Origin of the sequence: Vibrio sp. YT-16, assembly GCF_033337405.1 — a bacterium.
GTDB classification, from domain to species: domain Bacteria; phylum Pseudomonadota; class Gammaproteobacteria; order Enterobacterales; family Vibrionaceae; genus Vibrio; species Vibrio alginolyticus.
In genome coordinates this window covers 112,362-136,835 of the sequence record NZ_JAWOQQ010000003.1, presented here as the reverse complement: position 1 = coordinate 136,835, position 24,474 = coordinate 112,362, and the positions used below count along the sequence as shown (strand labels likewise).

The 24,474-nt window shown below is 45.1% G+C and carries 20 protein-coding genes; 13 read left to right on the top strand and 7 right to left on the bottom strand.

The features are described from left to right. Positions 1-105 precede the first annotated feature (105 nt). A complete protein-coding gene (locus R7F07_RS06755) occupies positions 106-918 on the bottom strand; it encodes an AraC family transcriptional regulator (protein ID WP_171342408.1) in 813 nt (270 codons plus the stop codon). Between the two features lie 972 nt (positions 919-1,890). Here R7F07_RS06755 and R7F07_RS06750 point away from each other — a divergent pair. Continuing rightward, entirely contained in the window at positions 1,891-2,610 is a 720-nt protein-coding gene (locus tag R7F07_RS06750; protein ID WP_017820063.1) for a PAS domain-containing protein, read from the top strand. 73 nt (positions 2,611-2,683) lie between these two features. Here the strand turns inward: R7F07_RS06750 and pdxH are convergent, their stop codons facing one another. After that, a complete protein-coding gene (gene pdxH, locus R7F07_RS06745) occupies positions 2,684-3,319 on the bottom strand; it encodes a pyridoxamine 5'-phosphate oxidase (RefSeq protein ID WP_005374570.1) in 636 nt (211 codons plus the stop codon). A gap of 115 nt (positions 3,320-3,434) precedes the next feature. On the opposite strand from pdxH, the gene R7F07_RS06740 reads away from it, so the two are divergent. The 7 genes from R7F07_RS06740 (at position 3,435) to R7F07_RS06710 (ending at position 14,023) form a co-directional block, all read left to right on the top strand. Then, the gene (locus R7F07_RS06740; protein WP_005374564.1) at positions 3,435-5,309 is read left to right on the top strand and encodes a sensor histidine kinase; all 1,875 of its coding nucleotides are present in this window, start codon (positions 3,435-3,437) and stop codon (positions 5,307-5,309) included. After that, entirely contained in the window at positions 5,302-6,525 is a 1,224-nt protein-coding gene (locus R7F07_RS06735) for a sigma-54-dependent transcriptional regulator (RefSeq protein ID WP_171342407.1), read from the top strand. The genes R7F07_RS06740 and R7F07_RS06735 overlap by 8 nt, the downstream gene beginning before the upstream one ends. Positions 6,526-6,698: 173 nt before the next feature. Then, complete coding sequence (locus tag R7F07_RS06730) at positions 6,699-8,090, top strand: HlyD family type I secretion periplasmic adaptor subunit (protein ID WP_005374562.1); 1,392 nt, start codon at positions 6,699-6,701, stop codon at positions 8,088-8,090. Between the two features lie 114 nt (positions 8,091-8,204). Beyond that, on the top strand, positions 8,205-8,888 hold the full coding sequence (locus R7F07_RS06725) for a transglutaminase-like cysteine peptidase (protein ID WP_005374561.1): 684 nt from the start codon (positions 8,205-8,207) through the stop codon (positions 8,886-8,888). A 5-nt stretch (positions 8,889-8,893) separates the two neighbouring features. Then, on the top strand, positions 8,894-10,807 hold the full coding sequence (locus R7F07_RS06720; RefSeq protein ID WP_005374560.1) for an EAL domain-containing protein: 1,914 nt from the start codon (positions 8,894-8,896) through the stop codon (positions 10,805-10,807). A 15-nt stretch (positions 10,808-10,822) separates the two neighbouring features. After that, complete coding sequence (locus R7F07_RS06715; protein WP_005374556.1) at positions 10,823-12,937, top strand: type I secretion system permease/ATPase; 2,115 nt, start codon at positions 10,823-10,825, stop codon at positions 12,935-12,937. 492 nt (positions 12,938-13,429) lie between these two features. Continuing rightward, a complete protein-coding gene (locus R7F07_RS06710; RefSeq protein ID WP_042522270.1) occupies positions 13,430-14,023 on the top strand; it encodes a mechanosensitive ion channel family protein in 594 nt (197 codons plus the stop codon). Between the two features lie 299 nt (positions 14,024-14,322). Here R7F07_RS06710 and R7F07_RS06705 read toward each other — a convergent pair whose 3' ends face one another. Further along, a complete protein-coding gene (locus R7F07_RS06705; protein WP_017821886.1) occupies positions 14,323-14,661 on the bottom strand; it encodes a hypothetical protein in 339 nt (112 codons plus the stop codon). Between the two features lie 231 nt (positions 14,662-14,892). Here R7F07_RS06705 and R7F07_RS06700 point away from each other — a divergent pair, with 231 nt between their 5' ends. Then, positions 14,893-15,477, top strand: coding sequence for a flavodoxin family protein (locus tag R7F07_RS06700; RefSeq protein WP_017821885.1), 585 nt, complete (start codon positions 14,893-14,895; stop codon positions 15,475-15,477). Positions 15,478-15,540: 63 nt separating this feature from the next. Here R7F07_RS06700 and R7F07_RS06695 read toward each other — a convergent pair whose 3' ends face one another. Next, positions 15,541-17,166 (bottom strand): ABC transporter substrate-binding protein, encoded by a 1,626-nt coding sequence (locus R7F07_RS06695; protein ID WP_062730875.1) that lies wholly within the window; start codon positions 17,164-17,166, stop codon positions 15,541-15,543. A 141-nt stretch (positions 17,167-17,307) separates the two neighbouring features. Here R7F07_RS06695 and mpaA point away from each other — a divergent pair, with 141 nt between their 5' ends. Next, complete coding sequence (gene mpaA / locus R7F07_RS06690; protein ID WP_171342405.1) at positions 17,308-18,018, top strand: murein tripeptide amidase MpaA; 711 nt, start codon at positions 17,308-17,310, stop codon at positions 18,016-18,018. 19 nt (positions 18,019-18,037) lie between these two features. On the opposite strand, the gene R7F07_RS06685 is transcribed toward mpaA, so the two are convergent. Further along, positions 18,038-18,889: an SIS domain-containing protein gene (locus R7F07_RS06685; protein WP_054394753.1), complete on the bottom strand. Its 852-nt coding sequence runs from the start codon at positions 18,887-18,889 to the stop codon at positions 18,038-18,040. A gap of 242 nt (positions 18,890-19,131) precedes the next feature. On the opposite strand from R7F07_RS06685, the gene murQ reads away from it, so the two are divergent. The 3 genes from murQ (at position 19,132) to R7F07_RS06670 (ending at position 22,721) form a co-directional block, all read left to right on the top strand. Continuing rightward, positions 19,132-20,034, top strand: a complete 903-nt coding sequence (gene murQ, locus R7F07_RS06680; RefSeq protein WP_025532940.1) for an N-acetylmuramic acid 6-phosphate etherase — start codon at positions 19,132-19,134, stop codon at positions 20,032-20,034. Between the two features lie 28 nt (positions 20,035-20,062). Then, positions 20,063-21,517, top strand: a complete 1,455-nt coding sequence (gene murP / locus R7F07_RS06675; protein WP_005500182.1) for a PTS N-acetylmuramic acid transporter subunit IIBC — start codon at positions 20,063-20,065, stop codon at positions 21,515-21,517. 148 nt (positions 21,518-21,665) lie between these two features. Further along, positions 21,666-22,721 carry a porin gene (locus R7F07_RS06670; protein ID WP_062730871.1) on the top strand — a complete coding sequence of 352 codons (1,056 nt, stop codon included), beginning with the start codon at positions 21,666-21,668 and terminating at the stop codon, positions 22,719-22,721. Positions 22,722-22,810: 89 nt separating this feature from the next. Here R7F07_RS06670 and R7F07_RS06665 read toward each other — a convergent pair whose 3' ends face one another. Both R7F07_RS06665 and R7F07_RS06660 read right to left on the bottom strand, forming a co-directional pair. Next, positions 22,811-23,476, bottom strand: a complete 666-nt coding sequence (locus R7F07_RS06665; protein WP_062730870.1) for a peptidase E — start codon at positions 23,474-23,476, stop codon at positions 22,811-22,813. 37 nt (positions 23,477-23,513) lie between these two features. Further along, complete coding sequence (locus R7F07_RS06660; RefSeq protein WP_062730869.1) at positions 23,514-24,425, bottom strand: LysR family transcriptional regulator; 912 nt, start codon at positions 24,423-24,425, stop codon at positions 23,514-23,516. Positions 24,426-24,474: the final 49 nt, after the last annotated feature.

Below are 24,474 nucleotides of genomic sequence, written 5' to 3'. Positions count from 1 at the left end.
TTTAAAAAAACGAGAGATAGGTCACGTGAATAAAACATAAAAAAACCATGCATAGTGCATGGCTTTATTCTGATTGATGATTATTTGACCTAAAAAAACGCGTTGTTATCCAACTTGTTTTTTATAACGGGAAGGTGATATTCCCTGTAAGCGAGTAAAAGTATGAGTAAAAGTACTCTGGCTTGAGAAGCCAGTAAACTCGGCAATTTGCCCTAAAGAAAGGTGCCCTTGCTCGATTAATTCACGAGCCATGTCGATACGCTTTCCGAGAACATATTGATGAGGTGTAATCCCCATCTGCTCTTTAAACAAGCAATGGAACTGACTTTCCCCAAGAAACACTCGCCCGGCCAATTGAGCCACACTAATCTTATGACTCAGGTGCTGCTCAATGTAACGATCAATCGCCTCCAAATCAAAGCGCGACTCTTTTCGACTGGTCTCAAATGCCGAGATATGGCGCTGCATTAATGCAATCACAGTGTCGTTACACGCACGACTTAACAGCAGGTCATCCGGATGGTTTCGCATTTCCTGAACCAACATCTGTATCAGCTTCTGAATTTGACTATCTAACTGGAAGTAGACATGGTCTCTCTCCAGGTTATTGATTTTTTCAAGCATTTCAGGATCATCATTTGTCGGTTTGGGCATATTCAGCACCAAAATATCCGATTGATTGATGACGCCACCGAAAGCATGATCAGAGCATGCGGTAACCACACAACCTTGACCAGGGCCGACAAGATTACCTCGCCCGCGCACTTCAAATTCGGCTTGCCCTTTTAAACCAATCACGATCTGCGTATAAGAATGATCGTGGCAATCCATATAAGACGGAAGTGTGATCAGCTCCGCCGGCTTTGGCAGAATAATCTCTTGATATGAAAGGATTTTTTGGTTATCTGAATCACTCATTTTAAACAGTCGTCTTTACACGGTCAGCTTACGTCTTCGCATCATATACCTTCTTTGTTGGGTTGCAACTTTTACCCAACTCAATCGACAAGATCAAATCAGCATGCTCAAGTTCATTTACATGATCATAGTTCCGGAACGATGATCATGCGAGGTTAATTTACGGTCAGTGAGCAACCAATTTTATTAACAAAAACGGATAGATAGGCAACACCTTACGTATACATAATCAATCAATGTAAAGATCCTTATTACCGAACAATCTGTTATTTTGTAAAACACCGTGCTCCATATTAGATAACTCGTCCCTGAAACGGATCGAAACCCACTCTTAAACTCAACATAGAGGGATTTCCCCCCTTACTAATATGCTTCTGATTCAATACATTAGTTATCGAGCTTTAAGATGCATACGATCTAAAGCTCTCGGTATCTCATTGATACCTCTAACTTACTTAGCAGACCCTCGCTAGGTAATTTAGAACCTCTTCTACACGTCGACAAGATTATATCTTGTGTTGCCAGCCCGTCTTCAGGCTGGCTTTTTTTTTCGCTTCTCAACAATGAAAACAATGGCATAAGCTGATATCATAGCGTTTGTCTCACTGTCCCTCTCATATGCTTAGGTGCTGCTCTTTCGCTCACAAGTGATATGAACGTCAACCACATTACAACTGAGTTGTAGGAAGCATGATCAAGGACGATACGAGTTGTAAGCCGAACATTGGCGGACATCCGTGAGCGCACATATCTGTAATGAAACAGACCATTTTCCCAATTAAACTCTTCGTTCCATTTCGTCGTTGTCTATGACTACCTGACGAAAACATCGAACACCACGAATTTAATTGGATTGAGCGCCAATCAACGAACGTGTTCTAGCAACGTAACTGCCTACTTGGCAACATCAATACGAGCCATGTAACACGGACGTCTCTGTATTGGTAAAAGCAGTATGTAGTGAGTCCTTTTGTGAATATTTCAGTCGATACCATAGAACAATCCCTCCTTAAACAGCTACCAGGTTGTTGGGGATGCAAAGATAAAGATTCGGTATTCCTATACGTAAACCAGGAATACGCAGAACTGTTAGGGCACACGTCGCCCGAGGAGTGCTTGGGTAAAACTGATTTTGATATGGCCAGCCCAACCACTGAATGCGCGCAAGAATTTCAACGCCAAGATAAACACGTTCTCGAAACTGGCGAGTCACTAAAAATTCTGGATATCCACCCTTATCCAGATGGCCGCTGGCGAGCACATATATTTACTAAAACACCGTGGCGAGATGACAAAGGCGACATCGTAGGCACCATTTTCTACGGAAGGGAACTCACCGACACCGCCGTGATTGAAGTCGGGTATTGGGTTTGTCGTGCAATCAGTACCAACCCAAATCAACAATCCATCTTTCGTTTTTCTGACTTACAACCAAAACCAGAGAAGCTCACATGCCGCGAGCAAGAAACGCTTTTCCTCTTGCTCTATGGCAAAAAGCCTCAATTTATCTCTCAGGTCATGGGCATATCAACAAAAACCGTTGAAGGTCACGTCGCACGCTTACGTAATAAGTTTGCAGCGAACAGCAAGAACGAACTAATAGATAAAGCAATGGAAGCAGGCTACGGCTCTGTTGTACCCAAAACCCTGCTTAAGCATCAATTATCGGTTGTGTTGAATGGAGAGCGATAATTCACATCGCTTCCACCTACAAAAACACCGCCCCAATTCGGCGGTGTTTGTTTATTCATGAGGGACCATAAGCCTATGGCGCTAAACGATCAATGTCCCAACTTCCATCATGCTGGGAGAAAAGAAAACGATCGTGAAGGCGATGTTCGCCACCTTGCCAAAATTCGATGCTCTTTGGTTTTACGCGAAAGCCACCCCAAAAGGTTGGTACTGGTATTTCACCCTTAGCAAACTTCTGTTTTAGCTCTAAAAACTTACCTTCCAACACACCTCTGGCAGAAATACGACTACTTTGTTTGCTCGCAATTGCGGCCAACTGGCTCTCTTTAGGACGAGAAGTAAAGTATTTCATATTCTCTACGGCGGTAAGCTTTTCAGCCACACCAGTAATATGAACTTGGCGCTCTAACGGGTGCCAAGGGAAGTGCAAACTAATATTGCTGTTATGCTCTAGCTGCTGGGCCTTGCGACTGCCTAGGTTGGTGTAAAACACAAAACCATCTTTGTCGACGTTTTTCAATAGAACAATGCGTTGAAACGGCATGCCATTTTCATCAACCGTTGCAACTGTCATCGCAGTCGGGTCCGTTAAACCCGCTTCAACTGCTTGCTCTAGCCACAGATTAAATTGATCAATAGGATCAGCTTTCAAATCTTTACGACGCAGCCCACCTTTGGTGTACTCACGACGAATATCAGCAAGTTCCATCTTTACTCCTTCACTCGTTTTTGTCGATTGTGCTCCCGATACTGAGGAAATACAAGGACATCATTGTGCTTGTTATCGTTGCCGCTCACAGCATCACAGTGCGTCATTTGATACCATGACACAAAAAACCAGTGAGCCGATCGTGAACTTACTCAACCCCAAAGCCCTACGTCATTTTTTACTGCTACTGTGTGCCGTTGGCATTTCAGGGCTTGCGCTTACTCATCATTACGCAACTCAATACCAACATGATCAATGGCAACAAAAGCTAGAGAGACAAGCCGCGCAAGTGTCACAAGAAGTGGACTACGAACTGGCAAAGTTTGAACAGATACCAAACCTATTAAGTCACGACCCAAGACTACTCAAAGCAGTAGAGCGCGGAACGCCCTCTCAAGAGCTCAACCTACTGTTATCAGATTGGTTGAAGCAAAGTTTGGCCGATACGATTTACGTTCATGACCGCACCGGGTTAGTCATTGCCTCAAGTAACTTTCAGCAAGAAGATACGTTTGTCGGCTCTAGCTTTAGCTATCGCCCCTATTTTAAAAATGCGCGACGCGGTGAGCCCGCTCAATACGTTGGATTAGGCGTACGCTCGAATAAACGTGGGTACTTCTTCTCATCTCCGCTGTGGGTAAATGAGGAAGTCGTTGGCGTGATCACAGTAAAAGTGAATTTGGAGCAATTAGAACAGCGCCTTTCGCAAACCACGACTGACGTACTCATTACAGATAAACACAATGTCGTGTTTATGAGCAATTTACCAGACTGGCGCTATCGTGCACTTTTCCCACTGTCATCGAGTGCAATAAATGAACTTACCGAAACGCGTCAATATGGCGATACCTTACCCGAATATTTTGGTGAGTTAACGGCACACAGTGGTGTCACAGAGTTTGATGACAATCAATTGCTTCTATCACCGAATTACCTCGCATACGCAACACACTTATTGGATAAAGGGTTTCGCGTCGTTGCCTTAATTAACCACAACAGCGTTCTTGCCGCCGTTTTACAGGCCGATATCGTCTTCCTGATCTTATATGCGCTCATTGCTCTAATTGCGTTAGCGTGGTTCCAAACCCTAGTTAACAAAGCACGCCTTGCCCATCTCAATGTGAGCCTAGAAGAAAAAGTAGTGCAACGGACACTAGTTCTGAGTGAAGCCAACCAAAAACTACAACAGACCATCCGCCAATATGAGCAAAGCCAACAAGAGCTTAAACAAACACAACAAGAACTGACGCAAGCCGCGAAATTGGCATTGTTGGGCGAGCTATCAGCCAGTATTAATCATGAGATAAATCAGCCACTTTCCGCACTAAGAACCTATACCGAAAACTCGCAGCGTTTGTTGGCAATGGAAAAATACCCAATGGTCGCCGACAATTTGGGCAAAATGCTGACACTCAATGACACCATTTCGGAAGTCATTGCCCGCTTAAAAGTCTTTACTCGGAAAGCCACGCACGATTCACACAATGAAATCTCAGTACTGCACGACGCGGTACATACTGCCACCAGCATTTTGAGCAATAAGCTTATTAAGCAAGGAGTAACACTAAAAGTTCCGGCCATCGACTATGATGTGAAGCTGGCCATTCACAGCGTTGAATTAGAACAAGTGCTGATCAATCTCTTCCACAACGCGGCACAAGCGATGGAAAACCACTGTATCGATCCGCAAATATCCATTGCTGTTCAGTGTCATGATGACAGTTGCGACATTCTTGTTTCCGATAACGGACCAGGGATGTCAGACGAAGCCCTAGCAAAAGTGTTCGACCCATTTTTTACGACTAAGCCAGAGGGCTTAGGATTAGGTTTGACCATCTCCAAACGCATTTTAGAGAGCTATCACGGCTCCCTCTGTGCCTATAAACATCAGAACACAGAACAACAAGCAGGAGGCATGACCTTTATCGTGACGCTACCAATAGTCAATCAGAATAAACGTACTCCAGAAGTGGAAAACGACCATGAATAACTCAGTTTTCTTTGTTGATGACGAACCACACATTCGTGATGCCGTGTCTCAAGCCCTGCTGATTGAAGGGATAGACGTCACCTGCTTACCAAACGCAGTAGAAGCCTTACGCGTAATCGACTCAAATACGCCTGCGATTATCATTACCGATATCCATATGCCCGTGATGGATGGCTTGGAGTTTATGCGAACTTTGCGAAGCAAAAACGATCACTTTCAATTCATCGTACTTACTGGACATGGAGATGTGAAAACCGCGGTAGATGCGATGAAAAGCGGCGCGTACGACTTTCTAGAAAAACCGTTTTCAACGGAACAGCTCATGAAATCGCTCAACAATGCCAGCGATAAACTGAACTTGTTGCAAGAAAACATCTGGCTTAAGAAAGAGCTCGACATGCAAACTCATGTTGGTCCGAAAATGATTGGTCACAGTAAGGCCATGGTTAGTATTCGTCGCGCCTTGATCAGTGCGCCTACAAGCCAGCCGCTCATTTTTGTAGGTCAAGATGGTACGGGTCGGCGACTAGCTGCACAATTTGCCCACGACATACATGCAACACCAGATAGTGAGCTAATCGCCGCTTCTGGTGAAGACCTCTATGAGCTTTCATTAGAAGCGCTCGACAAAGCCATACACCGCTTAAGTGAAGGAAAACGCCACTGCAGTTTGTACTTACATAGCGCAGAGCATGTATCATTTGAGCAATGGGAATACTTGTTCAAGCACCCAAAACTTGAACGTGTTTTTGGCGCGACCACCCAAGCCGAGCCGCCTCTAAAATCCCTGGCGACTCTAATTCACTTACCAACGCTCGATGAAAGAAAGGAAGATATAGGGCCTTTATACAAGCACTTTGTGCGCCACACCGCGAGCCGATATCAGTTACAGCCACCACATATCAGCCTAGAAGAAGTCAAACACCTCACCAATCTCGAATGGCCAGAAAACGTTAAGCAGCTACGCCAATTTGCTGAACTTCGTGCCCTCAAGCCAGATACTTTTAGAATGGAAGATTGGAATAGTGAGAAAAGTCTTGAAATTCAGAGTATGACTCAGCGCACAGAATACTTTGAATATTGCTTGTTATTCGATGCATTGCAAAGACATCGCGGCAGACTCAAAGAGGTTCAACTAGAATTACAGGTATCACGCAAAACCTTGTACGACAAACTAAAAAAACATCAGTTGGATAAAGCCAAGTTCAAGGCGTAATAGCTATACTCCGGCGCTAATTATGCTTTTGTTTGATTTAGAAAGTGTAAGAAAGCTCATTTGAAGAGAGAATAACCCTCTTCTCATATTTTATTAGCCGAGCATGCTGACATGATCGGTTAATAATAATAAGATCAAAAAGATAATCCGTAATTATATAAGCAGGGACTGTGATGAGCCGAGATAACTACAACAAACTCAACGATGAAGAGTTGGATTTTGTTGATGACAAAACTGCAGCATTGCTCCTCAATACCCCCAACAGCGCGCGTTTTATGCTCTGGGTTATGGTGCTATTTTTCATTGCAGCAATAGGTTGGGCATCTTGGGCTGAAATCGACAAAGTCACGGTTGGTCAAGGCAAAGTGATTCCCTCCTCACAGATACAAGTAGTCCAAAACTTAGAAGGTGGCTTAGTCAAAGAAATCTTGGTCAAAGAAGGTCAGTTGGTTGAAAAAGGCCAACAGTTACTGCTTATTGATGACACCCGCTTTCGCTCAGATTTTCGTGAACGTGAGCAACAAGTTGCCAACCTTACCGCATCTGTGCTGCAACTATCCGCTTCTATTAACAGTGTTGCCGTTAATCGTGATTTTGAAACGGAAAACTGGCGTCAAAGTGTACTACTTGATTACGGTAAACTGACCTTCCCACCAACCTTGGAAGAGACTCGACCTCAACTCACACAGCGTCAAAAAGCAGAATATCGCGAAGATCTAGATAATTTGCGCAACCAACTTTCTGTTATTGACCAACAAGTGCAGCAAAAGCAGCAGGACTTGGTAGAGATCCAAGCACGAGTAAGGAACTTGCGTCAAAGCTACCAATACGCGAAAAAAGAACTCGATATCACCAAACCTTTGGCAGACGAGGGCGTTGTTCCTCGTATTGAACTGCTCAAATTACAGCGCCAAGTCAACGATACCCGTCGTGAAATGACGTCCAGTGAGCTCAAGATTCCCGTATTGCAATCAGCGATTCGAGAATCCATGCTCAACCGTATTGATGTTGCACTCAAATTCCGCTCTGAACAGCAAGAGAAACTCAACAGCGCCCAAGACCAATTATCTGCTTTGGTTGAATCAGCGGTGGGCTTGGAAGATAGAGTAAACCGAACGGTTGTGAATTCGCCAGTAACAGGCAAAATCAAAACACTGAACATCAATACTGTCGGTGGTGTTATCCAACCTGGTATGGATATCGTCGAGATCGTACCAACAGAAGACACACTATTGGTAGAGGCGAAAATTGCGCCAAAAGACATCGCATTTTTACGCCCAGATCTTCATGCTATCGTGAAGTTTACAGCTTACGACTTCACAAAGTACGGCGGTTTAGAGGGTGAGTTGGAACATATCAGCGCGGATACCACTCAAGATGAAGAAGGCAACAGCTTCTACATTGTTCGTGTACGCACCGAAAAAACAAACTTTGGTCAAGATGCAGATTTACCAATCATTCCAGGAATGACAGCATCGGTCGATATCATCACAGGGAAGCGAACCGTTTTGGAGTATCTACTTAAGCCTATCTTAAGTGCCAAAACTAACGCCTTGAAGGAGTAAACCACATTAAGATACTCGCGATAGAGAGTATTGAGCGATAAGTGATTAAATAAAAAGCACTTATTTCTCACTGACGAACTCTCTAGAAGAGTATACTTGTGATACGAGTCGAATATGCGATCCAATTTGCAGCGTAAAGTTACATTATTAATCAGCTTAAGTTGTTTGTCGTTCCAACTTGGTGCGCTGAACAGTAAAGAACAACGATGGGTCAATACGGTCACAGCGGTGTACGGCGAACGTGCGGGATTGCGCGTAAATACATGGCGAAAGAACCTCGACTTATTTAAACAATTAGAGACTCATGAACAGCTCGCTGGCGTTAACGACTTTTTTAATCAGCTGTATTTCGTTGACGACATAAAACTGTGGGGAAAGACAGATTATTGGGCTACGCCACTCGAATTTTTAGGGAGTAACGCAGGAGACTGTGAAGATTTCACTATTGCTAAGTACTTCTCTTTACTCGAGCTAGGAATACCAGATTCAAAGATGCGCTTAATATACGTAAAAGCCATCGAACTGAATCAGTTTCACATGGTATTAGCTTACTACCCTACCCCAAGTTCTGAGCCGCTCATTCTCGATAATATCAATCCTGACATTGTCCGAGCCTCTAAGCGTAGCGACTTGCTACCGATATACAGTTTTAATGGTACAAACCTGTGGTTGATGAAGTCATCTGCTAGCACTGGAGAGCTGGCAGGGAAAGCATCACGGTTGAGCCTTTGGAATGACTTACGCTCGCGCGAACGTAAGTTGCAGTTAAATAAACCTAAAATTAACTATGACGAGTGAGAAACATGACCCTATATAAGAAGCTTGTGGTGGGGATGGTTACGGTCTTTATACTCTTGTTGGCATCAGTATTCGTAATCCAATTCAACACGACTCGAGACAGCTTGGAGCAACAGCAACGTTCAGAGGTCAACAACACTATTAACACCGTAGGTTTGGCACTGGCTCCTTACCTAAAGGACAAAGATAAAGTCGCGGTTGAGTCCGTGATTAATGCTCTGTTTGACGGCAGCACCTACTCCGTTGTTCGTCTTACAGCATTAGATTCTGACTACCAGATCGTGCGTACCTACCCAGTTAAACCAAGTACGGTGCCACAATGGTTTATCGACATGAATCTATTTAAAGCGATTCACGATAAGCGTGTTGTGACCAGTGGTTGGATGCAGCTCGCCGAAGTAGAAATCATTAGCCACCCAGGCGCAGCTTACGAGCAGCTCTGGCAAGGTTTTATTGGGTTGCTGTCTGTATTCAGTGTCATTTTTCTGGCTGGTTTAGTGGCAATTTCATATATCCTACGTCGCTCGCTAAAGCCGTTAACGGCCATCGTGAATAAAATGCATGAAATCGCGAATAACCAATTTGGTGAACCGCTTGCTCGTCCAAGAACCAAAGATCTTATCGCGGTGGTAGATGGCATTAACATGATGTCTGCTCAAATCGAGCTATCATTCAAAGAGCAAGCCAAAGAGGCGCAACGTCTGCGTGCTCAGGCTTACCTCGATCCTATATCTAAATTGGGTAACCGCTCATTCTACATCAACCAAATCGACCAATGGCTTGCAGAGCAAACGCAAGGGGGTATCGCGCTACTCCATGCTGAATACATTGGGGACATTTACGAGACCAAAGATTACCAACGCGCAGATGCCCACGTTAAAGAACTGTCTCAACGTTTGAAAAACACCATTGATGTACCGGGTGCCACTATTGCTCGCTTATCTAGTGATGAGTTCGGTTTGCTTTTCCCTCATATGGATGAGAGCGAGTTACGCATTTTATCGGACAGCATCGTCAATTGTGTGAACGGCCTAAATACTGACCCAACAGGCTTAGCAAAACCTAAAGCGTCACTAGGGGTTGCACACAGCAAAGATCAGAAAACGCGCTCTGAAATCCTCTCGATGGTGGACAACGCACTATCGAAAGCCAAAGCGCAACCAGACAAGCCATACGGCTTCATTGGCAGTGATACACCTTCTAGTTTGATGGGTAAACAGCAATGGAAAGCGTTGGTTGAAGAAGCCATTCATAGTGATTGGGTTAAATTCCGTTTCCAAGCTGCGAAAAACACATGGGGTAAAGTATTCCACAACGAAGTATTTTCAAGCATCGAAAAAGATGGTGAAACGTATCGTGCGAATCAATACCTATTCGCACTAGAACAGTTAGACGCCACCAACATCTTTGACCAGTATGTCATTGAATCAATGATTAAGATGCTAGAAAATGGTGAACTTAATGACCCAGTCGCGATTAACATCGCGCAAAGCAGCTTGTCTCAACCATCGTTTATTCGCTGGACAACTAGCATGCTAGAGAAACACGCCAAAGTGGCCTCTAAGCTACATTTTGAAATTCCAGAGGAATGCTTTATCGATCAGCCTCACCACACAGCACTGTTATGTAATGCCATTCGCCAATCAGGTGCTGAGTTCGGCGTAGATAACTACGGACGTAACTTCCAATCTTTGGAATACATCCAAGAGTTCCGCCCGAACTATGTGAAGCTCGATTACCTATTCACACACAACTTGCACGACGAAAAACAGAAATTCACGCTAACGTCGATCTCTCGTACTGCCCACAACCTTGGTATTACGACTATCGCATCGCGTATCGAAACTCAAATCCAGTTGGATTTCCTCACTGAACATTTTGTTGAGGTATTCCAAGGATTCATCGTCGACAAGGAATAAAAAGGTTTATCAACGATGAAAGACCCTTTACTGAATTCGCTCATCTACGTTAGCCGTTACTATGGGTTAGCTAACTCGCCAGAAGCGCTAGTCAACGGACTACCGCTATCTGACGGTAAACTGACCCCATTTTTGCTACCAAGAGCAGCGGAAAGGGCCGGATTGGTTGCCAAGGAAAACCGCGCAGAGCTGGAGAGCATCTCCAGCCTAATTCTGCCGGCAATCTTAGTTCTTAAAGGCGGTGACTCTTGCGTTCTCAACAGCATCAATATGGAGAAACGCGAGGCCGAAGTCACCACCCTAGAAAGTGGAATGGTGCCGATCTCTATTCCATTAGAAGACCTACTTGAGCAATACACTGGTCGGTACTTTTTAGTTAAAAAGCAATTCCGTTTCGATGAGCGCTCTCCCGAAGTGCTCAAAACCAACGAAGGCCACTGGTTCTGGTCAACCTTGTGGCAGTCAAAACGCATCTACCGTGATGTTTTAATCGCATCACTTCTCATCAACCTCTTTGCGGTTGCCGCTCCGCTATTCACTCGCTTGGTGTACGACAAAGTGGTTCCGAATCTTGCGTTTGAAACCCTATGGGTACTAGCAAGTGGCATCTTTGTCGTGTTCCTGTTTGACTTCATTCTCAAGTCGCTGAGAAATTACTTCATTGATGTGGCGGGCAAGAAGTCTGACATTCTGATTTCATCCAAACTGTTCAGCAAAGTGATGGGGATTAGAATGGAATCGAAGCCGCCTTCGGTCGGTGCCTTCGCTCGCCATTTACAAGAATTCGAATCTATTCGAGAGTTTTTTACTTCAGCGACCGTCAGTGCTCTCATTGATTTGCCTTTTGCCATTTTGTTCTTAGTGATTATATGGTTAATGGCTGGCGATCTTGTGTATGTACCGATGGTGGGCGTGGTCATTTTGATTATTCACTCGCTACTTATACAAGGGCCGCTGCGTCGCTCCATTGAGGAGGGTTCACGCCTAGCATCGCAAAAATATGCCAATTTGATAGAGAGCTTGGCTGGGTTAGAAACCGTAAAAATGCTCAGTGCGCAAAGCCAATTCCAATACCGCTGGGAAGAGGCAGTTGCGCACATGGCGAACTGGAATATAAAAAGCCGCCGAATTACGGATAGCATTCAAAACGCAGCAGGTTTTGTGCAGCAAAGTAGTAACGTAGGGATGATCATCCTAGGCGTTTACTTAATTGCAGAAGGCGACTTAACCATGGGCGGTTTGATTGCCGCAACCATGCTTAGCGGCCGCGCGATTGGTCCTTTGGTTCAGTTATCCTTACTCTCTACGCGCTACAACCAAGCGAAGTCTTCTATGACAATTATCAATCAAGTCATGGAAATGCCGGATGAACAAGAAGAAGGTAAACGTTACATTCACCGCCCAATAGTACAAGGCAAAATTGAACTTGAACGCGTGACCTTCCACTACCCAGATTCACCGGTGGCGTCGATTCGAGATTTGAGCTTGACCATTAACCCAGGCGAAAAAGTAGCGATCATAGGCCGTATCGGTTCGGGTAAAACCACGTTAGAACGTCTCATCATGGGCTTGTATCAGCCGACGGAAGGTCATGTTCGCATTGATGATACCGACATCGCACAGCTGCATCATGTCGACATTCGCCGTAATATTGGTTGTGTGCCGCAAGATTCGAATCTGTTCTTTGGTTCTATCCGCGACAACATTACGCTAGGTCGCCCATTAACCGATGACCGTGACGTACTAGACGCAGCAAATCGTGCCGGTGTTACTGCGTTTACGCAATCTGACCCAGCGGGCTTAGAACGCCAAGTTGGTGAAGGTGGAGCAATGCTTTCGGGTGGTCAACGTCAAGCAGTCACGATCGCTCGTGCATTTTTGGGTCGTCCTCCTGTTCTACTAATGGATGAACCAACCAGTGCGATGGATAATCGCTCAGAGATGCACATTAAACATCAATTAGCACAGTTGAAACCTAGTGAAACGCTGATTCTGATTACGCATAAAACGTCTATGCTCGACATCGTTGATCGCGTAATTGTGATGGAAAAAGGCAGCATCATTGCAGATGGCCCTAAAGCGCAAGTGCTGAACGATTTGAAACAAGGCAAAGTGCGTGCGGTTAGCTAGCCTGAATTCACATTGATAAAAGCAAGGGCCCCGTTTAACTTGTGTTTAACGGGGCTTATTTTATTGGGAGCCCGAGATAATTAAGTTCTTCAAGCGCGACCCAAACGAGTACAAGGCCAACAATCACGAATAAAATCATAATCGCCTTTTCATCTTCTTCCATTTTTCAACGCCCTAAAAGCTATTTCAATTAATACACCTTAGGTTATCAGGACAAAAGTCATATTCAGCTCGTTTATAAGGAACTAGCGTCATAGAATGTCGGATATGGGATACAGCTCAAAGATTGCTCTTTTCAAAATCACGTCAGCTTTGGTTGAATATAAGTAATAAAGCCAAAGAGTTCGCAATGCTCACTAAGTCTTTGATTAACCAATATAGTACTCTGTAGTACCTCAACACAGAGACAAATGGTGTAAAGAAAAATTGTGATTACTTACAGCAAAAAATCAGCTATAAAAGCCGCTTTCTAGATATCGTCGAGATGAAGAAATGAATGATTGGATCCAATTAGAGCAAGTGAGCCAGTATTTCACTACGGGCTCCCTCGGTTACAAACTATTGATGGGCATTTTTGTCCTGATCGCGTATCGCATCCTGAAGAGGATTGTAAATAGAGCCATCCTAAATTTGGCAACAACGAAAGGTGTAAAAAAGGCTCGTTTGAGTTTTATTCAGCGCTGTTTCAATGTCGCGCTGCTATTTTTGACCGCCTCTATTTTTGCCATTATCACAGGTATTGGCTATGGCGATGTGTCTTTGTTCCTATCGTCCATTTTTGCCGTATTAGGTGTGGCGTTTATTGCGCAGTGGTCAATTCTGAGCAACATCACTGCCAGCTTTTTGATCTTTTTTGTCTTCCCGTACCGAGTGGGTGACCGAATTAAAGTCGTAGACAAAGATGAAGACATCTGCGGTGAGATTCAAGAAATCAGCATGTTTCACGTGTTAATTAAGCACGACAACGGTAACTTGATCACTTACCCAAACAACCAGATTTTGCAAAAAGCAGTGCTAAAGCTGGCGAAAAACAAGCCAGAGCCAAGTAAAGTAAAATCTCGGATTTATACTCGCAGAAAGAAATAACCCACTAAAAAGCCGATGTATCTACATCGGCTTTTTAGTATCACTTGGTGGTCACAAATAACCCAAAGTTAATGGCGAAAAACAGTGAAGAGACAAAACGTATAAGCTGAAGGTCACCACTGTATTCTTTCATGATAAAAACATGACACATCGCCGAAACCAAAAGCGCCACTTTAACCAAAGGAAGCTTCTTATTTACGAACCTTAAATAAATACAAAAATAGAGATGGTGCAAGCAAAGAAAAAATCGTCACTAGTTCCATCTTCCTTAAAATACAAGGACATGGTTTTAGTTAAGCTTATATTTTTAGCTTCATTATGAGCCACCCACTAATATTTAGCGAGATAAGGGCATAAAAGAGGTAAAAAACAAGACTGACCGAAACAAAAAGTAGTGCATGCACTTTTTCTTCTAAGCTCTCTGGATGAACATTCATATCCACATCAAACACACCCGCTATAAAGTGTGCAAATACCGTGGAAGAGGCTGTAGAAAGGCCTCCTACCATAATGATAATAATCCCTCGCCTTAAGAAACGATGAAATGTACTTTTCCCGCCTTGGATCAGGTCTGAGTTTACATATTTTAATCTATTTTTCCGCCTATTAATCATCACTAGCATCGGTACCTTTATCATTGTTTCCAAGAGAGTTTTCTACATCTTTAAGATCTTCCTTTAACGCTTTTATACACGACATTCATCGTCGTTGCATTCACTGTAGTTATGCCGTCGACTTACCCTATAAGAAAGCTCTTTAGATACCAATTCGTACTTTATCTATCTCAAATCTCTTCTTGACCTCAACTTATCTTGAGGTTTTAGCCTTAGTCGCACGATTAAAAATCAACAATGAAAAAAGGAACCATTGTGTCCAAAATTGCGATTATTTATTTCTCTAAAACCGACGTTACTGGTCAGCTTGCTCGCGCGATTGCCGCAGGTGTTGAACAACAAGGCATTAAGCAGCAAGATGAATGTGAAATCCTCTCTCACCGAATTGAAGGCAGTGAGATTATTGAGGGACGTTTTGTGAACCCTAAACTAATGGATGAACTTGCTGAGTGTGATGCGATTATCTTTGGCTCACCGACCTATATGGGCGGTGTAGCAGCGCAGTTTAAAGCATTTGCAGATGCAAGCAGTGAATCTTGGTATTACCAAAAATGGGCGAGCAAAATCGCGGCTGGCTTTACCAGTGGTGGGGCAATGAATGGCGACCAATCTTGCACATTACAATATCTACAAACGCTCGCTAACCAACACGGCATGATGTGGGTCGGGTTGGATAAGATCAGCAATTCTGGGGAGCAAAACCTGAATCGTTATGGTGTACAAGGTGGTATTGTTGCACAAGGTGGTGAAGGTGGTCAGTTGCATGCTTCTGATGTTGCAACAGCGGAGTATCTTGGCAAACGAGTCGCTATGCTCGTGAACAAGCTCTCCACTCGCTAACAATAAAAAGAAGCCCCGTAAGATACATCTTCGGGGCTTCATATTTATCGCTTGTTTTGAGCGCTACTTCTTGATGTAGAGGTCTTTCGAGTAGATACGACCTTCTACGTTGTTCTTGGCAAAACCGCCAACCGTAGGACGAACCAAACGCGCTTGCATGTAGTAGTAAATCGGTGCGATTGGCATATCCGCCGCCAACAATTGCTCGGCTTGATCATAGAAACCTTGGCGCGCTTTCTCATTGGTTGCGGCCAATGCACTGTTCATCGCGTTGTCGTACGCTTCACTGCTGTAACGTGCAAAGTTACCCGAGGAACCTGAGCGAAGTAAGCTCAGGAAAGTAGACGCTTCATTGTAATCACCACACCAGGAAGCGCGCATCACATCGAAATTGCCTTGTTTACGCGCCACTAAGTATGACTTCCACTCTTGGTTTTCTAACTCCACGTGTGCACCGAGATTTTTTTGTAGCATCGACGCTATCGCAACCGCGATCGATTTGTTTGCCTCACTGGTGTTGTACAGCAATTTAAAATCGAGCGGCTTGTCTTGGCTGTAACCCGCTTCTTTTAACAACTGACGCGCTTTCTCGTCACGTTGTTGCTGACTCCACTTACTGTATTCAGGCGGCGTCGCATCAAACCCTGCGGTGTACTGATGCGCAAAAGTATAAGCAGGAAGGTTGCCCACTTGCGTGACACCATTCGTAATCACATCGCGCATGATGGAGTACGACACCGCTTGACGCACTCGCACATCATCAAATGGCGGACGAGTGGTATTGAACGCGTAGTAATACGTACACAGTAATGGCACCACCGTGTAAGCCTGCTTGTAATCTTGTTTAAGCTTCTGCGCCATATGAGTCGGCACATCTGACGTGATATCCAGCTCTCCTGCCGCAAAGCGATTGATAGACGCGTTTTGGTTTTCAAACGGAATGTAAGTCACTCTGTTTAGATGCGTATCTGCGCTGTCCCAGTAACTTGGACTCTTAACCAGTTCAATGCGTTCATTCACGACCCACTTATCCAATGTGAATGCACCGTTGCTAACAAATTGGTCTGGATCGCTCCACGGCTTGTCGCGGTTTTCCACTGTCGCTTGATGCACTGGCATCATGGACGTGTGCCCAGTCATAGCAACAAAGTACGGCACTTGACTGTCCAACTCAAAACGTAGGGTGTATTTATCCACTGCCTTGATACCGAGATCGTCCAAAGGCTTTTTGCCCTCTGCTACATCGGCGATGTTTTTGATCTTGGTGAGTTTGAGATACCAAACATTTGGAGAAGCGGTCTTCGGGTCCACCGCTCGGCGCAGTGAATAGACAAAATCATCCGCCGTCACAGGCTCGCCATTCGACCATTTCGCGTCTTTGCGCAAGTGAAAAGTAAAGGTTTGGTTGTCCTTGGTTTCCCATGATTCTGCCACACCGGGAATGATGTTTCCGTCACGATCTTGAATCACAAGCCCTTCAAATAAGTCACGAATCACATGCATTTCTGGCAGACCTTCGGCTTTCGCTGGGTCAAGCGTCGCCGCCTCTGCGTCATTCGCACGTACTAAATGCTGTTCTGCGGCAAGTTGAATACCTTTAGGTAAGGTCTCCGCAGCAACTGATGTAGCAAGAAAAGGGGTGAATAAAGAGGAAATCAGCAACGCCGTTGAATGTTTTTTAAAATCCATATCTTTTTTCGTTCTCCTAACGCGTCTTGTGAAGCAAGTGCCACAATTAACATTTCAACCGTTGACGAGTTTAAACGGTTCAGTTTAGCTAGGTGTAATTAGCTTAGATATTGATACTACTTCATCAATCAGGAGATTACGGTGAGTCTAATTCCAAGAACGGAAAGAGCGGCATTTTTAATTCGGCCAACATCATACGGTCAATCCGTGCTTGGTGCGCCATTACTGTATTTTCCGGCTCAAGTCGAAAGTGCTTCGCGAGGTTTGATTTTGGCAGGCACTCACGGGGACGAGACGGCCTCGATTGCAGGTTTGTCCTGCGCGCTAAGAAGCTTGCCTGCTGATAACTTACGACATGATGTGATTCTGTCAATGAATCCTGACGGCAACCAGCTAGGCACACGCGCAAACGCAAACCAAGTGGACCTCAATCGCGCGTTTCCAACCCCAAATTGGACTGAGCATGGCACAGTGTATCGATGGAGCTCTCACACACCCGTTCGAGACGTACAGGTGAAAACTGGCACTAAAAACCAGCTAGAGCCAGAAGTTGGCGCATTAATTAACTTGATTGAACTGCGCAGGCCAAAGTTTGTAGTGTCGTTTCATGAACCGCTTGCGTTTGTAGATGATCCCAAACATTCCAACCTCGCCAAATGGCTCGGCGAGCAGTTTCAGCTGCCAATCGTGGACGATGTCGACTACGAAACACCCGGCTCATTCGGCACTTGGTGTAGTGAACGTGATTTACCTTGCATCACGTTGGAGTTACCGGCAATTTCTGCCGATCTCACCATTGAAAAGCATCTATCCGCTTTTATTGCTTTACTGATGCACGATCCGGATCTTTAGTTCGCTGTTGGTTAAGCGATCATGTGAGGATCTGTTTGATGTCGGTACTGATATCGCTGATCAACTGACGTGCACTTTCGTCTCTTTGCTGAACCAAGATGATAAACAGCAAATCGGTGATCACGTTTTGCGCGGTGCGCGAAGCAATGGATGAGCTGCGATGTTCCGTTTCATTGGCAATCGTATCAAACGTAATATCGGCAATACCGCGCAAGCGACTTCTCCCAGGAGCAGATAACGCAATTACCGTCGCGCCCTGCTCTTTTGCCGCTTCTGCCGCGACGAGAATTTCTTTGCGTTCGCCTGAATACGAAATCGCAATCTGCACATCTTCTGAAGAGAGGGTACGAGCAACAGCAATCTGCACGTGGCTGTCTTGTTCGGAAAGCGCCGTAATACCGAGTTTAAGCAGTTTAAAGCTTAAATCCTTCGCGGTCAGGGCTGAGCCCCCAATCCCGACCACTTGCACTCGACGCGCTTCACTCAACCATTTCACCGCTTGGTGACAAGCTTCATAAGACAGCGCATTGGTAGTTTGAAACATAGCATCTGTTTTTGCTTTCACCAGTTTCTGTGAAATAACCGCGATCGGATCATCTGCCAAAATATCACTGTGCAACGGTGTCGACTGCATCGCATGCTTACGGCCAATCTCTTCATTCAGAGCTAACTTAAACTCGCTGTAGCCTTTAAAGCCAATACGCTGAGTAAATTTCACAATGCTCGATTGACTCACTTTTACTTGCGCCGCAAGTTCTTGGCTAGTGAGCAGCGCTGCCTTTTCTGCGTTTTCAACAATCCAATCGCCGACCAAACGACCACTTTGCGAAAGCTGAGTACGCCTCGCGACTATCTTATTGACAACTGACACAACAAAAACCTCAAAAAATTTAAATAAATTATTCCAAAACAAAAATAATTGGAGTTTGATTTAACTCCATGATTGTTCTAACCAAGCCAGTTTATACCGGATGTAATGGACGTATATTTTCTCTCATTATTCCAAATTTCTCCTGCACAAAGAATAACCTCAAGTGTGATTTTTATCACCAAAACAGAATATTTTATTCCATAGAATCGCCCTCAGATTGAACATTACGAAGAGTGTAAAACATGAAAATTGATTTAAGCCGATTGGTGACAGAAAGCCGTAATCCAGCCAGTGCAGAGATTGATACGCTTTCGACCATCGAGATGCTGCAAGTCATTAATGAAGAGGATCAAAAAGTCGCGCTCGCGGTCAAAGCAGTGCTACCACAAATTGCAAAGACGGTTGATGCAATTACTGCAGCGTTCGCCAATGGTGGCCGCTTAGTTTACATGGGAGCTGGCACATCAGGCCGCTTAGGAATTCTTGATGCGAGCGAGTGTCCTCCAACCTACGGCACGCATCCAGACATGGTGATTGGATTAATTGCTGGTGGACACCAAGCGATTTTGAAAGCGGTAGAAAACGCCGAAGACGACGCGCAAATGGGTCAAGACGACTTAAAAGCGCTTCACCTCACCAGCCATGACGTGGTTGTAGGCATTGCAGCGAGTGGCCGTACACCTTATGTACTAGGTGGTTTGGAGTACGCTAAATCCATTGGAGCTACGACCGCATCTATCGCCTGTAATCCGGAATGTGCAATGGCAAAAGCGGCCGACATCGCGATTCTGCCGATTGTTGGCGCAGAGGTCGTTACTGGCTCTTCTCGCATGAAAGCCGGCACCGCACAAAAACTGGTGTTAAACATGCTCACGACAGGTGCAATGATTCGTAGCGGTAAGGTATTTGGCAACTTAATGGTGGATGTAGAGGCTACCAACGCCAAGCTCATCCAACGCCAAACCAACATTGTTGTAGAAGCAACTGGCGCATCAAAAGAAGAAGCAGAGCGAGCATTAAATGCCTGCGATCGACACTGCAAAACTGCCATCTTAATGATTTTGGCCGATTTGGATGCCGAACAAGCCAAATCACGCCTCGCCGCGCACAACGGTTTTATTCGCGCAGCACTAAATAATAACTAAATAATCCGAGTTCTGAAGGATAGACCCTATGGCAAAAATAACTTCAAACACAGTATCGCAGTTGCTGTCCGCAGTGGGTGGCAGCAGCAACGTAAGCAAATGTGGTAACTGTATGACGCGTTTGCGTTTATCGCTCGCCAACAATGGCTTGGCTGACCAGTCTGTTATCAAGCAAATTCCCGGCGTAATGGGTGTGGTGGAAAGCGATGAGCAGTTTCAGATCATTCTCGGTCCCGGAAAAGCTCAACAAGCGGCTGAGATGATGAATCAATTGATCGACAGCTTAACCTCTGGTGACAGTGAAGAACCAGATATGCCGCAACAAGATCTTTCTGCCGTCGCGGCCGAGCAAAAAAAGCAGATGAAGAGCAAACAAACCAGTGCGGTTCAGCGTTTTTTAAGCAAGTTTGCTACCATCTTTACGCCGTTGATCCCTGGTTTTATTGCCGCTGGTTTGTTGCTCGGTTTTGCGACGTTATTGGAACAGATGTTTGTTCTCGACCAGACACCAAGCCAGTTTATGCTGGATTTGATCGCCTACATGAAAGTCTTTGGTAAGGGTCTGTTTGCTTTCCTAAGTATTCTGATTGGTTACAACGCGCAGCAAGCGTTTGGCGGCTCTGGTGTTAATGGTGCCATTCTCGCCTCTTTGTTCGTGCTGGGTTACAACCCAGAGGCTACATCCGGTATTTACTCTGGCATGAACGAGTTTTTCGGCTTTGCAATTGATCCGCGCGGCAACATTATCGGCGTACTTTTGGCGGCGATCATCGGTGCGCAAGTCGAGCGTAAGGTTCGTCAATACATGCCAGATGATCTGGACATGATCTTAACGTCCGTTATCACTCTGTTGATCATGGGCGCGGTAACCTTCTTGATCATCATGCCGATCGGCGGCGAGCTATTTAAAGGGATGTCTTGGTTGTTCCTCAACTTGAACGATAACCCATTAGGCGCTGCAATCTTGGCAGGTTTGTTCTTAATTTCTGTGGTATTTGGCATCCACCAGGGTTTTGTTCCAGTGTACTTCGCATTGATGGAAGCACAGGGCTTTAACTCGCTATTCCCTATCCTAGCGATGGCTGGTGGCGGTCAGGTTGGCGCGTCAATGGCGCTGTATTTCAAAGCCAAAAAAGACGCTCTACTGCGCACTCAAGTTAAAGGCGCTATTATTCCGGGCCTTCTAGGCATTGGCGAACCATTGATTTACGGCGTGACATTACCACGCGTAAAACCATTCGTTACCGCTTGTATTGGTGGTGCTGCGGGCGGCTTCTTTATCGGTTTAGTTTCTTACCTTGGCTTACCAGTTGGTCTTAATACGGTGTTTGGCCCGTCCGGTATCGTGGCGATTCCTCTCATGACATCTGAAAATGGCATCTTCCCGGGCATGATGGTGTTTGTTGCCGGACTGCTTATCTCTTACATCGTCGGCTTCCTCGCGACTTACTTCTTTGGCTGCAAAGACGTCGATTTAAGCTAAATCATTCTTCCCCTATAGGAATGGACTAGCTCGCGCCCTTGGCAAACAAGGGCGCCCCCTCTCTCTACTTCACGACAGTTTTTCTTATTCCGTTACTCGGAAGGGGCTTTGTCGTACCTAAAACAATAGAAATGAAAGGTCGTTAATCATGAAAAAGCACATTTTGACTCTACTTCTCCCAACATTGATGGCATCAAACACAATGGCAGCGCAGCTGTATCAAGCGGAAGATGGGTCAGTTTTAAATATATACTCTCGTCTTGGTTTCAATGTCACCAGTAAAAATGACGAGCACGGCGATGCAAATGGCGAGTTTGATGGCCGTATTGGTTTAAACGGTTCACAAACCATCAACGAGTACGCGTCGATCATCGGCCAAGCGCAATACCAAGTGGGTGCCGCTGAATACGCAAACCAAGTAAACGACAAACCGTCTCTGACCGCACGTTATGTATGGGCGGGTATTGATGCGAAAGATTATGGTCGCATTACTGGTGGTCGCGTGGCATCTGGATTGATTATGTTTACCGACATTGGTGATGTGTTCGCCTCTTCCGATGTTTCTATGGCGCGCCAAGCGAATAAGGTCGACAAAACCGCGACGCAAGTTTTCCGTCAAGATGGCACGCTGCAATACCAAAACAGCCTAGGTAATGTCGATTTTTCTGTCGCGTACATTTTAGGAAACAACACTTCTGAGCTCGACTACGGTTACAACGCTGCACTGCGTTATACGCTAGACATGGGGAATTTGGGTACCTTGGCACCAGTGGTGGCGATGCAGAAAAATAAAGGTGATACACGTGAAAGCAACGACACCGATTACACATTCTGGGGCGCAGGTACGCGTTACTACTTAGGTGATTTAATGTTGGGTGCGTTGTACTCGGAAGATGAACTAGAGGGCTATTACTCGCAAACCAGTACCGACAAAGTGATGGAATTGACGGCGGTTTACAGTGTAAATGACAAATGGGCACTGCGTGCTGGTTATCGTTCTTTAGAAAACAGTGAGGGTGACGAGTTAGAGCTGAAAGATACAACGCTAGAAGTGCAATACAAACTGACGCCTCGTTCTTCTATCTACACAAACTACGTTGATCGTAACGGTTCGCGTGGCTACAGCAATGGACAAGAAGTCTCGTTTGGCGGTGCGCACGCAGACGAAAGCTACTACCACTTAGGTCTGCGTTACGAGCTGTAAGCACGATACTTAATGTAAGTTAGCTGAATCCATGAGCTTCTTCTGTGTCCGGTCAGTAGTTATTGCCTTTAATGCTGATTTGAAGAAGCTCACCCTCGCCATATGTTTTCTTCGTTACCTGTTTTAACAAACACGCCTGCATCAGGGAAGCTGGTGACAGTAGCTAACAATTTTCCATCAACAAAGTGCAATGCCGCATAATCGTGAATGCCATAACAAGTGATGCTCGGTTGAGAACGAGCAAAGGCTTGGAAAACCTCGAACTTCTCACCTACATGAGAAAAATGCGCCGCAGCCAAACCGTCAATAAATCCAAGACAACGCATAACTTGGTATGCTTCGGGATCACTGTCTGTCACCGCAAACTCAAACCAACAAATTGCACCAGCGCTCATGCCACAAATGATGATGCCTTGTTCATAACACTGCTTGAGTATTCTATCGATTCCCCATTCGCGCCAAATGGCCAACATCGAACGCGTATTACCGCCACCGACGTAAATGATGTCTTGTTCAAATAGCGTTTCTTTCCAACCAGCTTCAAACTTAAACAGCGGAAAATGGGTCACGTTTTCACTAAGCTTCGCATCGTAAAAACGTTCAATCACTTCATCGGCATCTCCCGTGGCTGTAGGTAGAAAACAAATGTTTGGATTATCCTTACCAGACAAAGACAAAATGTATTGATCGAGCGGGCTCGGATTCTCTCCCATCATCCAGCCCCCACCGCCAATCGCAATACAGTGTTTTCGCATTCCTTTGCTTCCTCAATTGTTGCTAAGTTTGTTGTCGCTATTCTCCGACAGAATATATGTTCCTAAAGTGATCAATGAACGCTCGCGTTCTTCTTGGTAAGTGCTCACGTTTTGGGTAAAGCAGATAAAGCGGCAAAATCGCATCCGTTTGCCATTCTGGCAGCAAACTCACGAGTTGTTCTTTTTGTGCAGGGTCGAGTTTAGCCAGTGCAAATTCATCTAACATGGCTACACCACAGCCAGTCAAAGTAGCATCCAACATGGACTGGACAAGATTAAAACTCAGCGTACTTTCTAACTCAATGCTGCACTGCTGTTGAGTTTGCTTATGCGTAAACGTCCACTTGTCTAACACCAAGTCACGACTTTTATAAAGGATGTGCTCTAAGTCACCAAGCTCCTCTGGCGTACTTACATTTGGTTTATCAGCTAAATACGAGCGATGAGCGATCGGTTTACAGTGTAAAGTGCGTAGCTGATGGCCGACGTATCCCTCTGGGGGAGTATCGGTAAAGTAGAATGCGATATCAAACCCAGCCTCAATCAAGTCGAGAGGTGTCTCTGTGAAGATCACTTCAACACTCACTTGTGGATGTTGCAATCGAAACTCGATCAATGTTTGGCTGAGTAACGCAGCTCCGAAAGAAGCGGACGCCGCTATTCTCAATTTTCCCGATACGATCTCGTTTGCCATGACTTGCTCATTGATCTGCTCAGCGCCTTCGAGCAGTTTCTTTACCTGCTGATAAAACCGCAAACCATCGTAGGTCAAATTAAACTGGCGCGTAGTTCGCTGAATAAGCTGCACCGACAATATGTCTTCAAGCTGTTTAAGTTGCCGACTTACATGCGCATTCGAACAATTCAGGCGCTTTGCTGCGCCAGCAATACTTCGCTCCTCGCACAAAGCGACGTAAAGTGGTACGTAGCTGAGCCATTTTATTTCCATACAGTAATTCTGAATCTCTAAAATCAAACTACTGGAAATAATAGAAAGC